15 protein-coding genes, 1 tRNA gene and 1 pseudogene are annotated in these 13,514 nt (G+C 60.5%); 3 read left to right on the top strand and 14 right to left on the bottom strand.

Features of this window, described 5'->3' with window-relative positions; all coding sequences use genetic code 11:
• Positions 1-261 precede the first annotated feature (261 nt).
• Positions 262-495, top strand: a complete 234-nt coding sequence (locus BG842_RS19210; RefSeq protein ID WP_139136196.1) for a hypothetical protein — start codon at positions 262-264, stop codon at positions 493-495.
• Positions 496-623: 128 nt separating this feature from the next.
• On the opposite strand, the gene BG842_RS19205 is transcribed toward BG842_RS19210, so the two are convergent.
• From BG842_RS19205 to BG842_RS19175, 7 genes are all read right to left on the bottom strand, one after another.
• Positions 624-1,025 carry a hypothetical protein gene (locus tag BG842_RS19205; protein ID WP_069452033.1) on the bottom strand — a complete coding sequence of 134 codons (402 nt, stop codon included), beginning with the start codon at positions 1,023-1,025 and terminating at the stop codon, positions 624-626.
• A gap of 245 nt (positions 1,026-1,270) precedes the next feature.
• Positions 1,271-1,342 (bottom strand) — tRNA-Ala (locus BG842_RS19200).
• A gap of 5 nt (positions 1,343-1,347) precedes the next feature.
• Positions 1,348-1,965, bottom strand: a complete 618-nt coding sequence (locus BG842_RS19195) for a rhomboid family intramembrane serine protease (protein ID WP_069452032.1) — start codon at positions 1,963-1,965, stop codon at positions 1,348-1,350.
• Positions 1,966-2,082: 117 nt separating this feature from the next.
• Positions 2,083-2,391 carry a 30S ribosomal protein S10 gene (rpsJ, locus tag BG842_RS19190; RefSeq protein ID WP_007979652.1) on the bottom strand — a complete coding sequence of 103 codons (309 nt, stop codon included), beginning with the start codon at positions 2,389-2,391 and terminating at the stop codon, positions 2,083-2,085.
• Positions 2,392-2,394: 3 nt separating this feature from the next.
• Complete coding sequence (tuf, locus tag BG842_RS19185) at positions 2,395-3,660, bottom strand: translation elongation factor EF-1 subunit alpha (RefSeq protein WP_007979654.1); 1,266 nt, start codon at positions 3,658-3,660, stop codon at positions 2,395-2,397.
• A 145-nt stretch (positions 3,661-3,805) separates the two neighbouring features.
• Positions 3,806-4,756 carry a homoserine dehydrogenase gene (locus BG842_RS19180; protein ID WP_069452031.1) on the bottom strand — a complete coding sequence of 317 codons (951 nt, stop codon included), beginning with the start codon at positions 4,754-4,756 and terminating at the stop codon, positions 3,806-3,808.
• On the bottom strand, positions 4,753-5,292 hold the full coding sequence (locus BG842_RS19175; protein ID WP_007979657.1) for a hypothetical protein: 540 nt from the start codon (positions 5,290-5,292) through the stop codon (positions 4,753-4,755). Before BG842_RS19175 ends, BG842_RS19180 begins: the two co-directional genes overlap by 4 nt.
• Before the next feature lie 428 nt (positions 5,293-5,720).
• Here BG842_RS19175 and BG842_RS32595 point away from each other — a divergent pair, with 428 nt between their 5' ends.
• Entirely contained in the window at positions 5,721-5,849 is a 129-nt protein-coding gene (locus BG842_RS32595) for a hypothetical protein (protein WP_018128917.1), read from the top strand.
• A 24-nt stretch (positions 5,850-5,873) separates the two neighbouring features.
• On the opposite strand, the gene BG842_RS19170 is transcribed toward BG842_RS32595, so the two are convergent.
• A complete protein-coding gene (locus BG842_RS19170) occupies positions 5,874-8,060 on the bottom strand; it encodes an elongation factor EF-2 (RefSeq protein ID WP_069452030.1) in 2,187 nt (728 codons plus the stop codon).
• Positions 8,061-8,201: 141 nt separating this feature from the next.
• Between BG842_RS19170 and BG842_RS19165 the strand changes: the two genes are divergently transcribed.
• Positions 8,202-8,963 carry a DUF5781 family protein gene (locus BG842_RS19165; protein WP_069452029.1) on the top strand — a complete coding sequence of 254 codons (762 nt, stop codon included), beginning with the start codon at positions 8,202-8,204 and terminating at the stop codon, positions 8,961-8,963.
• 53 nt (positions 8,964-9,016) lie between these two features.
• Here the strand turns inward: BG842_RS19165 and BG842_RS19160 are convergent, their stop codons facing one another.
• The 6 genes and pseudogenes from BG842_RS19160 to BG842_RS19135 all read right to left on the bottom strand — a co-directional run.
• The gene (locus BG842_RS19160) at positions 9,017-9,634 is read right to left on the bottom strand and encodes a 30S ribosomal protein S7 (protein WP_069452028.1); all 618 of its coding nucleotides are present in this window, start codon (positions 9,632-9,634) and stop codon (positions 9,017-9,019) included.
• A 2-nt stretch (positions 9,635-9,636) separates the two neighbouring features.
• The gene (locus BG842_RS19155; protein ID WP_007979666.1) at positions 9,637-10,065 is read right to left on the bottom strand and encodes a 30S ribosomal protein S12; all 429 of its coding nucleotides are present in this window, start codon (positions 10,063-10,065) and stop codon (positions 9,637-9,639) included.
• Positions 10,066-10,216: 151 nt separating this feature from the next.
• On the bottom strand, positions 10,217-10,786 hold the full coding sequence (locus tag BG842_RS19150; RefSeq protein WP_069452027.1) for a hypothetical protein: 570 nt from the start codon (positions 10,784-10,786) through the stop codon (positions 10,217-10,219).
• 310 nt (positions 10,787-11,096) lie between these two features.
• The gene (locus BG842_RS19145; RefSeq protein WP_069452026.1) at positions 11,097-11,525 is read right to left on the bottom strand and encodes a NusA-like transcription termination signal-binding factor; all 429 of its coding nucleotides are present in this window, start codon (positions 11,523-11,525) and stop codon (positions 11,097-11,099) included.
• Positions 11,525-12,706: a DNA-directed RNA polymerase subunit A'' gene (rpoA2, locus tag BG842_RS19140; RefSeq protein WP_069452025.1), complete on the bottom strand. Its 1,182-nt coding sequence runs from the start codon at positions 12,704-12,706 to the stop codon at positions 11,525-11,527. The genes BG842_RS19145 and rpoA2 overlap by 1 nt, the downstream gene beginning before the upstream one ends.
• Positions 12,699-13,514: pseudogene (locus BG842_RS19135) on the bottom strand (DNA-directed RNA polymerase subunit A'); the annotation flags it as partial. The pseudogene BG842_RS19135 and the gene rpoA2, both read right to left, overlap by 8 nt.

The raw sequence follows: 13,514 nt of genomic DNA, 5'->3' as shown, positions 1-13,514 counted from the left end.
TCGAATCACCGAGAAAGGGAAGCAGTATTTCGCCAGTGAACTTGAGGCGAGTGACTTGGAACGCGACGAGGAGTCGTGCTGAATACACGCCGCGTTTCTCTCATACCACATCCACTGACTGATGGATTTGTGGCGCTTATTTACTGAATGAGCGTCAACAGCCTCCAGTTGGCAAATTTGCGTTTCCCATTCAGAGTTAGACGTTTGGTAATCTTCTTTTTGGACAGAAAATTTATACCTGACACAGGGAACATTCAAACGATGACACGAGATTTTGGCGCGCCGGGTGAGGATATCCAGTCTCGCGGGGCACTTAAGTACTTTCTCGGTGTTCCGATCGCGGTTCTCCTGTACGTAGGCATCGTCCTCGTCTTCCTCACTGGTTCGAAATACGTCCCGAATCTGCCCCCACTCGTGGACGTGCTAATGCTGATCGCTCTGATTGGCGTGGGGCTCTATGGCGTATTTCGTATCGGCGATTTGGTCAAGCGATAGTGACGTGTCGTACGAGCGGTCGTTAAAATCCCGCTCGTTCATTTCTCACTTTAAAGGAGTGAGATTGTCAGCAAATTCGTTAAGCCAAGATGCAAAACGAGTTATAGCTCGTTGATTCTTTTCTCGTTCTATTGCTTTCGTAGCTTCTCTTCCAATATTCCTACGCAATCGCGATTTTGTATTACGTATCTGCTGTTTCTGGTCTCTCGTGAGGGGGAAAAACCACGATAGTCGTTTCCCATCTGTATTTGCCGTAAATACGTTTCCTTCGTTGGGGAATCTTCGTTAGGAAAGATCTCCTGTTTATCAGTAAAGCTCCTATCTTTGGTAGGAAAGCTTCTCTTCAGGTCTTTGAAATCATCAATCAGCTCCTGCTCCTCAGCCTTTAACCAGCTGAACGCTAAACCTGATAATTCATCTTCTGAGTATTTTTCCTCTAAATCATTTAGATATAATTCGAGATACTTCTGATTCCCCATCTCAACTGGCTCAGTAGTTAAATGAGTGTTCGGTTCACTATCTACAGACATATCTGACAATTCGATGTGTTAGTACAAATAACCAAAGGGCCTCAACAAGCGAAGAACCCTTCAAATCACGAAAACAGCGAGAAGGCGCACAGGCACAGTCATTTGATGAACCAAATCAAGCACCGCACAAACCATAGATTCACGGCTATCGAATCAAGCATAGCAGACGAAAAAGATTCGAAAGCCGACGACGGGTCGGAAACTGTCAACCGGCTCGGCTCGTCCATTCCTCACTTCGTTCGTCATGGACTCGCCGGGATTTGAACCCGGGGCCTCTTCCTTGCGAAGGAAGCGATCTGCCACTGATCTACGAGCCCTCGACTTATTGTACCGCCCGGTCGTTACTTGTAGCTTGTGTTTCGACGCGGAGTATGTGAAGCCGTCCCGCGATTAGGCCGACGGCGAAGCCGGTGAAGTGGGCGAGGAGCGCCACGCCGGGGGCGGCGGTCATCAGGGTGATGAGGGTGGTGAACGCGACGACGATGACGGCCTGTGCGCGGCGCGAGAGGCGAAGCCGACCGAACACGGCGTCCGAGACTGGGTTCCCGGCGAGGAGGTAGCCGTACAGGCCGAGGACCGCGCCGCTGGCACCGAGGACGGCGGGGGCGGTCGAGGAGAACAGGCCGCCGACCCACACCTGAACGAGGCCGGAGAGCATCCCGACCGTGATGAAGAAGGCGTGGAAGCGCGCCGTCGTCGTCACGCGCTCAACGAGGAGTCCGGCGAGCACCAGCGCGACGGCGTTGGAGAACAGGTGCCCGAAGTTGGCGTGGGAGTACACGCTCAACGGGAGCGTCCACGGGTGAACCGACACGGGCGGCGCGAGGGCGAACAGGCTCACCGCCCAAAACGGTCTGATGAACCCGACCACGGTTTGGAGGACGAACACGACGGCGAAGGCGACGAGCGTCTGTATCGTCGGCGAGCGGGAGAGACGCATACTCCTACTCATCACCGAGAGCACAAAAAACGACCACACGGTGCGTCCGCTGGTCGATGGGTGAAAAACGAAAGAAGATTGCGCGGGCCTCGAACTGAGCGGGATACGGGGTATCCCTTAGTCTTCGAGGACGATTTCGATGCTTACGTCGTTCGGAACCTGGATGCGCATTAGCTGTCGAAGCGCGCGTTCATCGGCGTCGAGGTCGATGAGGCGCTTGTGGACGCGCATCTCCCAGTGTTCCCACGTCGCGGTGCCCTCTCCGTCGGGCGACTTGCGCGTCGGAATCTCCAGCGTCTTCGTCGGGAGCGGAATCGGACCGCTCAGGGAGACGCCGGTTTTCTCGGCGATTTCACGAACATCGTCGCAGATGTCGTCGAGGTCCGAGGGGTTGGCTCCTGCGAGTCGGACTCGTGCTTGCTGCATCGTTTACTTCTCGTTGACTTCGAGGACTTGACCGGCCGCGACGGTCTGGCCCATGTCACGGATAGCGAAGGAACCGAGTTCCGGGATTTCGCCTGCCGGTTCGATGCTGAGTGGCTTCTGTGGTCGGACCGTGACCTTTGCCGCATCGCCGGACTTGATGAAGTCCGGGTTCTCCTCGGCGACTTCACCGGTGGACGGGTTGATCTTCGCGTCGATGGACTCGATGGTACACGCGACCTGCGCCGTGTGGGCGTGGAAGACCGGCGTGTAACCGGCCGTGATGACGCTCGGGTGCTGCATCACGACGATGCGAGCCGTGAACGTGTCGGCCACTTTCGGCGGGTTGTCGGCCGGACCACACACGTCACCGCGACGGATGTCGTCCTTGCCGATGCCGCGGACGTTGAAACCAACGTTGTCACCGGGTTCCGCTTTCGGAACTTCTTCGTGGTGCATCTCGACGGTCTTCACTTCGCCGCCGACGTCGCTCGGCTGGAACGACACGTTGTCGCCCACGTTGAGCGTACCGGTCTCGACACGTCCGACCGGAACCGTACCGATACCGGAGATCGTGTACACGTCCTGGATGGGGAGACGGAGGTCCGCGTCCGTCGGTGGCTCGGGTGCTTCGAGGTCGTTGAGGGCCTCGAGCAGCGTCGGGCCGTCGTACCACGGCGTGTTGTCCGATTGCTCGGAAACGTTGTCGCCCTCGAACGCCGAGGTGGGGACGAACGTCGCGTCGTCGGACTTGAAGTTGACCTGCTTCAGGAGCTTGGAAACTTCGTCCTTGACTGCTTCGTATTTGTCCTCGCTGTAATCAACGACGTCCATCTTGTTGACCGCGATGATGAGTTCGTTGATACCCAGCGTCTTCGAGAGGAAGACGTGCTCCTGGGTCTGGGGCGCAACACCGTCGTCGGCGGCGACGACGAGAACGGCGTTGTCTGCCTGCGATGCGCCCGTGATCATGTTCTTCACGAAGTCACGGTGGCCCGGACAGTCGACGATGGTGAAGTAGTACTCGTCGGTGTCGAACTCCTGGTGGGCGATGTCGATGGTGACACCACGCTCTCGCTCCTCTGCGAGGTTGTCCATCACGTAGGCGAACTCGAAGCCGCCCTTACCCTTCTCTTCCGCTTCTTCGCGGTGCTGTTCGATAACGTGCTCCGGGACGCTCCCTGTCTCGAAGAGGAGTCGCCCGACCATCGTACTCTTACCGTGGTCGACGTGGCCGATAACGGCCAAGTTCTGGTGTGGTTTGTCGCTCATTGTATATCTCACGCGCAGATGCGCTCTGGAGGAATTATTTGGCAGAAGCGGTTAAAACCATTTCGATACGCTATGCAGGCCATCTCGCCGCCGTCTGGCGGTTAATGGCAACAGATGACATGGTTAGTTGCGGCACAGACGCCGGTCACATTTCCCGTTCGAGGCGACTCACGTCCGCCAGAACCGCCGTCGCCGTTTCGTCGCCGCCCGCACCGCGTCCGCTGATGTTCAGTTGCCCCGCGTGTTTCGTCTCGAACTGGACGATGTTCCGCGTCCCCGAGACGGCGAGCGTCCCGTTTTCGGGCACCAACCGCGGCGCGACGCTGACGCCGTTCGGGGACACTTCGCCGACCAGTCGAATCGTCCACCCGTCCTCGGCCGCCAGTTCGAGGGCGCTTCCAGGCAGGTCACGGATACCCGAAACGTCCGCGTCCGCGAGCGTGTAGCCGCCGTCGAACAGCACGTTGGCGAGAATCGCGCATTTCAGCGCGGCGTCGGTTCCGTCCACGTCGAACGAAGGGTCGGCCTCCGCGACGCCGAGGTCCTGTGCTTCGGCGAGGACGTGCTCGTAGCTCAGCCCCTCGGTCGCCATCCGCGAGAGGACGAAGTTAGCCGTCCCGTTGAGGACCCCGCGAACCGCGGTGACGTTTTCCGTCCCGACGTCGGTGATGGTCGAAAGGACGGGAATCGCGCCGCCGACCGTCGCCTCGAACAGCAGGCTTCCCTCGCTCTCGCGTTCGAGCGCGCGCAACTCGTCGTAGCGTTCCGCGACCGGCCCCTTGTTCGCCAACACGACGTCACGGTTGCGCGCGAACGCCTCGCGTGCGTGGCCGAATCCGGGTTGCGCGTCGCCGAGCGTCGTCGGCGTCGCCTCGACCAGCACGTCGTATTCGCTTTCGAGCGCGGTTTGCGGGTCTACGTCCCCGACAGTCCTGTCGCTGGCCTTGCGTTCGAGCGTCGCGGCCACGTCGATGCCGCTCGAATTCACGACCGCACCCGACGAGTCCGCCAGCGCCGTCACGGTGTGCCCGTACTCCCCCGCTAGATCGACGACGGACCGACCGACGGCACCGGCACCGAACACGGCGAGTTTCATGCGACCCCCTCCCCGTCGGTCAACGGTGCGATGAAGCGCAAATCCTTGTCGTCCGCGACCGTTTCGACGGTTTCGAGAACGTCGCTCGTATCGGCGGAGTCCGTGGCGAGGCGGAGGCGCGCGCTCGATACGTCGCTCGTCCCTGCGGGGGCCGACAGGGAGATATCGACGACCGACGCGTTCGATTCGGCCGTGATCCGCGAGAGCGTATCCGAGACGTTCGTGTCGATGATGTGACCAGTGAGGATGACGGTCACTTCCTCGTCGTATCGCTCCGCACCCGCGCGGATGACGTTGATGCTCGCTGTGCGAAGCGCGGAAACGATAGTTTCGAACCGGTTGGGATGACACTCGAAATCGACTTCAACCGGGATGTTGCCGCGAGGAGTGAGTGAGCCGCGTTCGTGAAAGACACTGAGTAGATTGCCACCGTAGTCGGCAATCGGTTCGAGAGCCCGGAGCAGTTCACCCGGTTCGTCCGAGAGTTCCAAACGAACCGTGTACGCTTGTACCGGGCCGCCGCCGTGGTCGCTCATGATGACAGGATTGGGGGACGGGAGGCAATAAGCCTTGAGTCGGTCGCAAAATTCTCCAATCGAAGGACGGCAACGAGATGCAACGGAGAAAAACGATGTGAAACCGGCGTTAGTCACAGCCTATGTCATGCGTTAACGGGGTCGTAGTAATACCCGTGGACCGTGAACGGGTGAATCGGTGATAGATGATGCGATTTACCGACGCGGTCGGTGCGAGCAGTACCAGTGCTAATGAAGACCACGTGTGTGCGTTCTGCCAGACGGCCTTCGATAGCCGTGACCGCGTGTGCCCGGTGTGCGACGCGGAGATCGTCATCCGTGGTGACCGATAGCTGCGCAGTCGTACTCAGAGCGAGACGCCCATTCTGACGTAGTGACGTCGAAAATCATGCGGTGCGCGATGCGGACGATTCTACGACGACGACCCCGTGAGACGCATCTCGCCGCGAAAGAGCGAGCGCTGGTTGGTGGCGATGGCACGTGAAAAACGATATCGCGCGGACGGCGACGTGACGAGCGAAATCGAGTTCCTGACTCGGGAGAGACTCAAAAGATAGCGGTTCGAAAGCGGTGAGCGTCGATTAGAAGTAATCGACGGCCTGCGGGAGTTCCAGCTTCATCCCCTTGCGCTCTCGGATTTCCATGATGGTTTCGGGTTGGAGGTTGTCCGCCATGACGCGGAACCCGGCGTTCTCGGTGTTCCACGACGCACGACCTTCCGTCGCACTTCGGATGTCCGAGGAGAACCCGATCATCTCGTCAACGGGCGCGATACCTTCGACGACCATGAGGTCGCCCTCTTGGTACATGTCGTCCACGCGGCCACGGCGACCCTGAATCTCGCCGGACGCGGCACCCATGTGCTCGTTCGGCACGTCGATGCGGACGTTCTGAATCGGTTCGAGGAGTTTGACGTGACCGTGGATGAGTGCGTTGTGCACTGCCTGTCGGACCGCAGGGATGACCTGTGCCGGACCACGGTGGATGGTGTCCTCGTGGAGACGCGCGTCGTGAAGTTTGATGAGCGTCCCCTGAACGGGTTCGGCCGCGAGCGGACCGTTATCGAGCGCCTCTTCCAGCCCTTCGATGACGAGTTCCATCGTCTCGTTCAAGTGCTGGATACCCTTCGTGTCGTCGATGAGGATGTTCGTCCCGTGGATGTGCTCCACGTTCTGGCTGGTGTCCTTGTCCATACCGGCTTCCTGCAGGACCTCACGGCGGTCCTGCTCGGGCATGTCCATCGACACGTCGCCGAGTCGAACCTTCTCGACGATTTCATCGCCAAGCGGTTCTACCGTGATGTAGAACCGGTTGTGGCGGTTCGGGGAGATACCTTCGACTTCGGTGGTCGCCCCCTGAACCTGCTCGCGGAAGACGACGATAGGCTCACCAGTCGTCACCGGGATACCCTGGTTGCGCTCGATACGCTGGGTGATGACTTCGAGGTGGAGTTCACCCTGTCCGGAGATGAGGTGTTCACCCGTGTCCTCGTTGATGTCGATCTGGATTGTCGGGTCTTCCTTGGAGACCTGTCGGAGCGTCTCGATGAGTTTCGGCAGGTCGTCCATGCTCTTTGCCTCGACGGACTTCGTGATGACGGGTTCGCTGATGTGCTCGATGGACTCGAACGGCGTCATCTCCACGCTCGATACCGTGGAACCGGCGATAGCGTCTTTCAGACCGGTGACGGCCGCGATGTTCCCGGCAGGGACGCGCTCCACTTCCTCGCGTTCGCCACCCATGTAGATACCGACGCTCTGGACGCGGTTCGTTCCGACAGTCCCGGAGATGTAGAGGTCTTGCCCTTTCTCCAGCGTACCGGAGAAGACACGACCGGCGGAGATTTCGCCAGCGTGCGGGTCGATACCAATGTCGGTGACCATCAGGACGACTTCGCCGTCCGGGTCCACGAGACGCATCTGTTCGGCGAGTTCCGAGTCGTCGTCACCACGCCAGACGCGCGGGATACGACGGGGCTGCGCCTCGATGGGGTCCGGGAAGTGTTCACAGACCATGTCGAGGATGACGTCCGACAGCGGCGTCTTCTCGTGAAGCTCCTGGCGCTTGTCGTTGCGTTCGAGGTCCATGATGTCGCCGAAGTCCATGCCCGTCGCTTGCATCGACGGCATGGAGACACCCCACTTGTAGAGTGCCGACCCGAATCCGACGGTTCCGTCTTCGACGGAGACGGTCCAGTCGTCCACGTCGTCCATGTCCTCGGTCATGCCGCGAATCAGCTCGTTCACGTCGTCGATGACGTTGAGCAGGCGGCGTTGCATCTCCTCGGGACCCTCTTGGAGTTCCGAGATGAGTCGGTCCACCTTGTTGATGAACAGAGTCGGCTTAACACCCTCGCGGAGTGCCTGTCGGACGACGGTCTCCGTCTGCGGCATCGCGCCTTCGACCGCGTCCACGACGACGAGCGCACCGTCGACGGCGCGCATCGCACGAGTCACGTCGCCACCGAAGTCGACGTGGCCCGGCGTGTCGATGAGGTTGATGAGGTGGTCTTCACCCTCGTACTCGTGGGTCATCGAGACGTTCGCCGCGTCGATGGTGATACCGCGTTCCTGTTCGTCCTCCTCCGTGTCCATCATCAACTGGGTGGCTTCGCCTTGGTCGGCGATCATGCCCGCACCAGCGAGAAGGTTGTCCGTCAGCGTCGTTTTACCGTGGTCGACGTGGGCGGCGATGGCGATATTCCGGATCTGTTCCGGTTTGTCCATGAGCCGCTCACACTGTTCGACGATCTTCTTTCGTCTACCCATATATGGGTATCCCTACCTGTACGAGGTTGAAAAGCGTAGTGTTTTCCCGCCCGTAAAACGGCCGGAAACGGGCCATTTCCCTGCTAAACAGTCACATATGGCACAAGAGTAATGGCGGTGTAGACCGTGCCAACGACACGCATGGATATCCGAGTACACGGTTTGACGTCCCCGAGCCCGTTTCTCAGCGCCTCCGACATCTTCGAAACCGAACTCGACCTCGAACGACCGGTCCACGTGCGCGTCCGCGACGACCCCGACGAACGGACGTGGACCGCCCACCCCGATGACCACCACGTGCTCAACATCTCGCGGCAGGCCGCGACCAGCGTCATGGCCCGCGAGCTCGCGCTCCACGAGTATTCCCACATGGCGCGCAACGAGCAGTCTCACCCCTCGCACACCCAGTCAACCGCGGAAGTGCTGTTCCTCGCGTTCGCCGGACAGTCGGTCGAGCGGCGGAAGCTCACCCACTGCTATCAAATCGCGAACCACATGAAGGACATCTACGCCGACGACATCACGCTCCGAGTCGGTCCGAGCGACAAACTCGTCACCTTCCTCGAATCGGAACTCGCGGCGGCGGTCGCGGACCGCCCCGCCGAGGTTCGCGGACGGCGACTGACCGCCACGTCAGACCCGGAGATGACCGCCGTCAACGCCGCGTTTGCACTCGCCATGGTCGAGCGTCACGACCTCGTTCCGCGCGACCACCGCCTCTACGACCTCGCCCGCACCGCCTCCCGAGATGCACCCACCGTCGACGTGCAGGGGTTCAAATACCGATTCCTCTCGCTGACCGACGACCCGACCGAGAGCGAATACAAAAAGGCCCTCGTGGACACCGCGCGCGAGTACGTCCTCGGAAGCGTCGACGGTGAGCGCACGCAGGCGGCGGACTGAAACGCAGAGTCGAGACTCACGACGAACGATAAACGAGAGAAGTACGAGAGAATTTAACGGGCCGCGGCGGCGACGCGCTCTTTCTCTTCTTTCTGGTTGACAGCGTAGGTCTGGACGTCGTAGTCCGCGGCACCGATGAGCTGGGAGGCGAGTGCCTCTTCAGCGTCGGTCGAGGTCTTGAACGACGCGCCGTAGGCACCCTCCGCGATGAACTTCAGGGACTGGTCGACGCGGCGCTGGGGCGCGACGTCGACTGCCTTGGGGACGGAGATACCACCGTATTTCAGGCGGACCGTCTCTTCACGCGGGGCAGCGTTCTCGACCGCGCGAACGAGAACCTGAACCGGGTTCTCCTCCGTGCGCTCGTGAACGATGTCGAACGCGCTGCGGACGATCTTCATCGTCTGCTGTTTCTTGCCCGTGTTCTCTTCCGTCTGCATGAGACGGTTGATGAGGCGCTCGACGATGCTGATTTCGCTCTTCTGGAACTGCTTGGAGGCGTGGCGGCCCATCGTGTGAGCGACGGGCGTGATGTTGATGTAGCGCTCGGTGCTCGGGTCGTTGAACTCGATCTCCGAGACGTCCCACGTTCCGAACAGCTTCGCGGCCATCTCCTCGCCTTCGGTGCCGACTTCCTGTTCCGGCTCTGGTTGTTCTTCGTCTGCACTCATGGTTATCGGACCGGTTTCTCCGCGTTTCCGCGAACCAGTTCTTTCAGGCTCACGCCGTTGACCTTCTCGACCTTGTAGTTGACACCCGAGATGTCACCCATCGCACGACCCTTCGCACCACCGATACCGGCGATGGTAACCTCGTCGTGCTCGTCGATGAACGAAATCGCACCGTCACCGGGACAGAATGCGGAGACTTGCTTTCCGTTCTTGATGAGCTGAACACGGACACACTTTCGGATTGCGGAGTTGGGCTGTTTCGCCTCGATGCCCACTTTCTCCAGCACGATACCTCGGCCCTGCGGCGCGCCTTCGAGGGGGTCGGATTTCTCCCCGAGACCGCGCTCGCGTCGGGCGTAATCGGAGTCAGACCACCGATGCTTCTGGCGGTCCTTCTTCAGCTTACGAGCTGCGTACTTGCCGTTCGCCATATGCAGTGGACTATCCGACGAAGGTACTTAAGCGTCCCCTTTTGGAAGCGGCGAAACGCCCGCAGGTCGCTCGAAAGGGGTCGATAAAGCGATTTGAGACCGTTTCAATGATTCTAAGCCGAGCCAACGGGTTCGTTCGAACCAGACCGCATCATCGGTTCAGCAGGGTTCCCATCCCCGACGCCCGCGAAACGGCGTCCGTAAACCATCCGAACAGGACGAACAACCACGCTACCGACAGCGAAACGCCGACGGCCACGGCAGCGAATTGGACGCCGAGCGATTCTCCGAGAAGCACGCTCAGGCCGAACCCACCGAGGTACGTCACAATGAGCGGCCACCCGACGGCCACACCGAGCAGTCGCTCGACGTCACGAAGCCACACCGGCGTCGTCGTCACGTCGAGTAGTTGAACCGCGAGCAGCAGCGAAACGACCGCGAACAGCGCGAGTACGCGATTCGAGGGGGCGAACAGCCAGCGCCTCCACGTCGAAGCCGAATCCGAATCTCCATCGACCACTTCGACGACCGCGACGGCGACGACGTAGCTCACGAGCACGGCAGCAGCGGTGAATCCGAGTGCCCGCGGAACGACGCCGGATACCCCGTACGCCGCCGCGATGTCCGCATCACGTAAGATGAACCAGAGAAGCGGGTACAGAACGGCGACGAATGGGAACGCGAGCGCCCGCCGGGGGCGGACGAGGGAGCGGAAATTCATACCTCGAAAATGGCGATTCGCTAAGATAAATCTTGACGCGCGCGTTACTCTCGGCGGTTGTGCCGACCATCCCCGACGCTCCGAGAACGTGTCGATGTGCAGGTCGTCCGAACGTCCCGAAAAATCAGCAATCCGTGTCGCCGCCGCGAATGCCGACCACCCACCGCGAGCGGGCCGAGCGACGACCAAAGCGAACGCAGTGAGCGACGGGAGGAGCGCTGGCTTTTGATCCAGCTTTTTCGAGGGAGTAAGGCAGAGCGCGAGCACGGCTCGCGCTCTCTGCTCACGACCGCAGAAAAAGGTGGGTGGGTTAGGTCAACTGGATGTCGTCCACGTCGAAGTGACGCGACACCAGCAGTTTCGCGGCTTCGATGTTACGGCCGTCCGTCCCGATGGCGACGCCGGTGTCCTGCTGTGCCACCTCGGCGTAGGCGACGGTATCGTCGTTTTCGCTGATGGTGACGTGACGGACCTCCGCCGGTGCCAACGCGTTAACCACGAACCGACCCGGTTCGTCCGCGTCTTCGACGAGTTCCACGTCCGCACCGAGTTGCTCCTCGACGCTCCGAACGTGTTTTCCGCCCGGTCCGATGGCCTGTCCCATCTCGCCGGGTTTGACGACGAAGATGACACGCTTGTCGTCGTCACCGAGGACGACACAATCCCGGGCGGTCGCACCCGTCTCGTCCTCGAAGAGGGCGATGTACTGTCGCGCCGTGTCGGTGAGCGTTACCGTCATCAGTCGGACGGTTCCGCACCGCGACTAACCGAACCCATCCGGAGGTTCACGTCGCCCGTTCCGAGTTTGATCGGTTTACCGACGATGACGTTCTCGATGACGCCGTTCAGATCATCGACTTCGCCGTGAATGGCGGCATCGAGCAGGTGGTTCACCGTCACCTCGAACGCCGCACGTGCGAGGACGGACTCCTTGCTGCCGGAGATACCGTGTCGGCCGATGGATTCGATAGTACCACGGTTGGTCATGATGTCGGCCACGAGCATCAGGTGCCGAACGTTCACGTCGCCGAGACCCTGTTCTTCCAGCGTGTCCATCGTCTCCTCGATGATGGATTCGCGGGCCGCCTCGACGCCGAGCGTTCGGTAAATCTCGTGGATGTTGTTACACGTCGTCCGGGAGGCATCGACGCCCTCGATTTCGAGCGTGTCGCTGAACGCCGACCCCTCGGTGTAGAGGACGAACTCCTCGCCGTCGTCGAGCGATTCGCGGCGAATGACGACGCGGGAGATCTCCTCGATACCCTTGAAGACGATTTCGCGGAGTTCCTCGACCAACTGCAGGAGTTTGCGGTAACTCGGCTGGTCGGGACCGAACTCGATGACCGACCCCTGCTGGGTCGTCTGGACGCCCAGACTGTCCTCGATGATGGACGCAACCTCGTCGATGGTTATCATCCGCTCTTCGAGCGTGTCCTCGTTCAGGTTGATGGACACGATCATGTCGGCGACGTTCGTCGAGATGTCACCGAGCGCGAGGATCTTCGTCGCCTCGATGTTCCAGACGACTTCGTGTGCCTTCTCGCGGTTTTCCGCGTACTCGTCTTCTAGATAGACGGTCATGATGGGCGTGTCGGGCGTCTTCCGTGCGTCCACGAGTTCGATGAGGCGCGGAAGCCCCTGCGTCACGTCCATCTCCGCCACGCCCGCGTAGTGGAACGTGTTCATAGTCATCTGCGTTCCCGGTTCGCCGATCGACTGTGCGCTCACCGTTCCCACGGGGTCGAGCGGGTCGACCCGCGTGTCGAGGTAGCGGTGTTCGACCGCTTTGACGATGTCCGTCACCTGTTCGAGCGAGATACCATCGCGCGATTCGACGGTCTCGTACACTTCGTCCTTGAGTCGTCGGGGAAGTTCCGTATCCTCGACAATCGCTTCGATGTCGTCAGTTATCTTAGTCATCTGATTCCACCTGCCGTGTGTCTGCGTGTTCGGACAGATTCGTCGGCGGCTGCCGTTCGCCGAGGAATTCGAGTTTGCGGTCCTCGCTGTCGAACTCCTCTTCGAGAATCTGGTCCGCGATTCCTGCGACGTCTATCGGGTTCTCCTCGTCCGAGGAGACCTGCGTCGGCGAGGTACCGTCCTCGCCGAACTCGAACTGGACGATGGTGTCGCTGCTGTCGCGCACCGTTCCGTCGTACTGGGTTTCGAGTTCGGACAGGGCGTTGATGAGGCGGCGCTGGAGGTAGCCGGACTTGGACGTCCGAACTGCCGTGTCCACCAGCCCCTCACGACCACCCATCGCGTGGAAGAAGAACTCGAGCGGCGTCAGACCGCCGGTGTAGGAGTGTTCCACGAAACCGTGGGCGTCGGCAGACAGGTCGTCCGCCTGATAGTGCGAGAGCGTCCGGTCCTCGTATCCGCGATTGATGCGCTCGCCTCGAACTGCCTGCTGGCCGACACAGCCGGCCATCTGGGTCAGGTTGAGCAGCGACCCACGCGCACCGGAGTCGGCCATGATGACCGCCGGGTTGTCGCTGGCGAAGTGGTCCTCCGCGATGTCACCGGCGGAGTCACGCGCCTTGCCGAGCGTCTGCATGATCTTCATCTCCAACGTCTCGTCGACGGTTCGACCCGGAAGCGATTCCAGCTCGCCGTTCTCGTACGTTTGGATGAGGTCCTGAACGCGCTCGTAGGCGTTGTCGATGGCTTCGTCGATCTGCTCCTGTGCGCCCACCGGAATCGTCTCGTCGTCGATACCGATGGAGAA

This window comes from Haladaptatus sp. W1 (genome assembly GCF_001723155.1).
GTDB lineage: Archaea > Halobacteriota > Halobacteria > Halobacteriales > Haladaptataceae > Haladaptatus > Haladaptatus paucihalophilus.
This window is presented reverse-complemented; position numbering and strand designations above follow the sequence as displayed.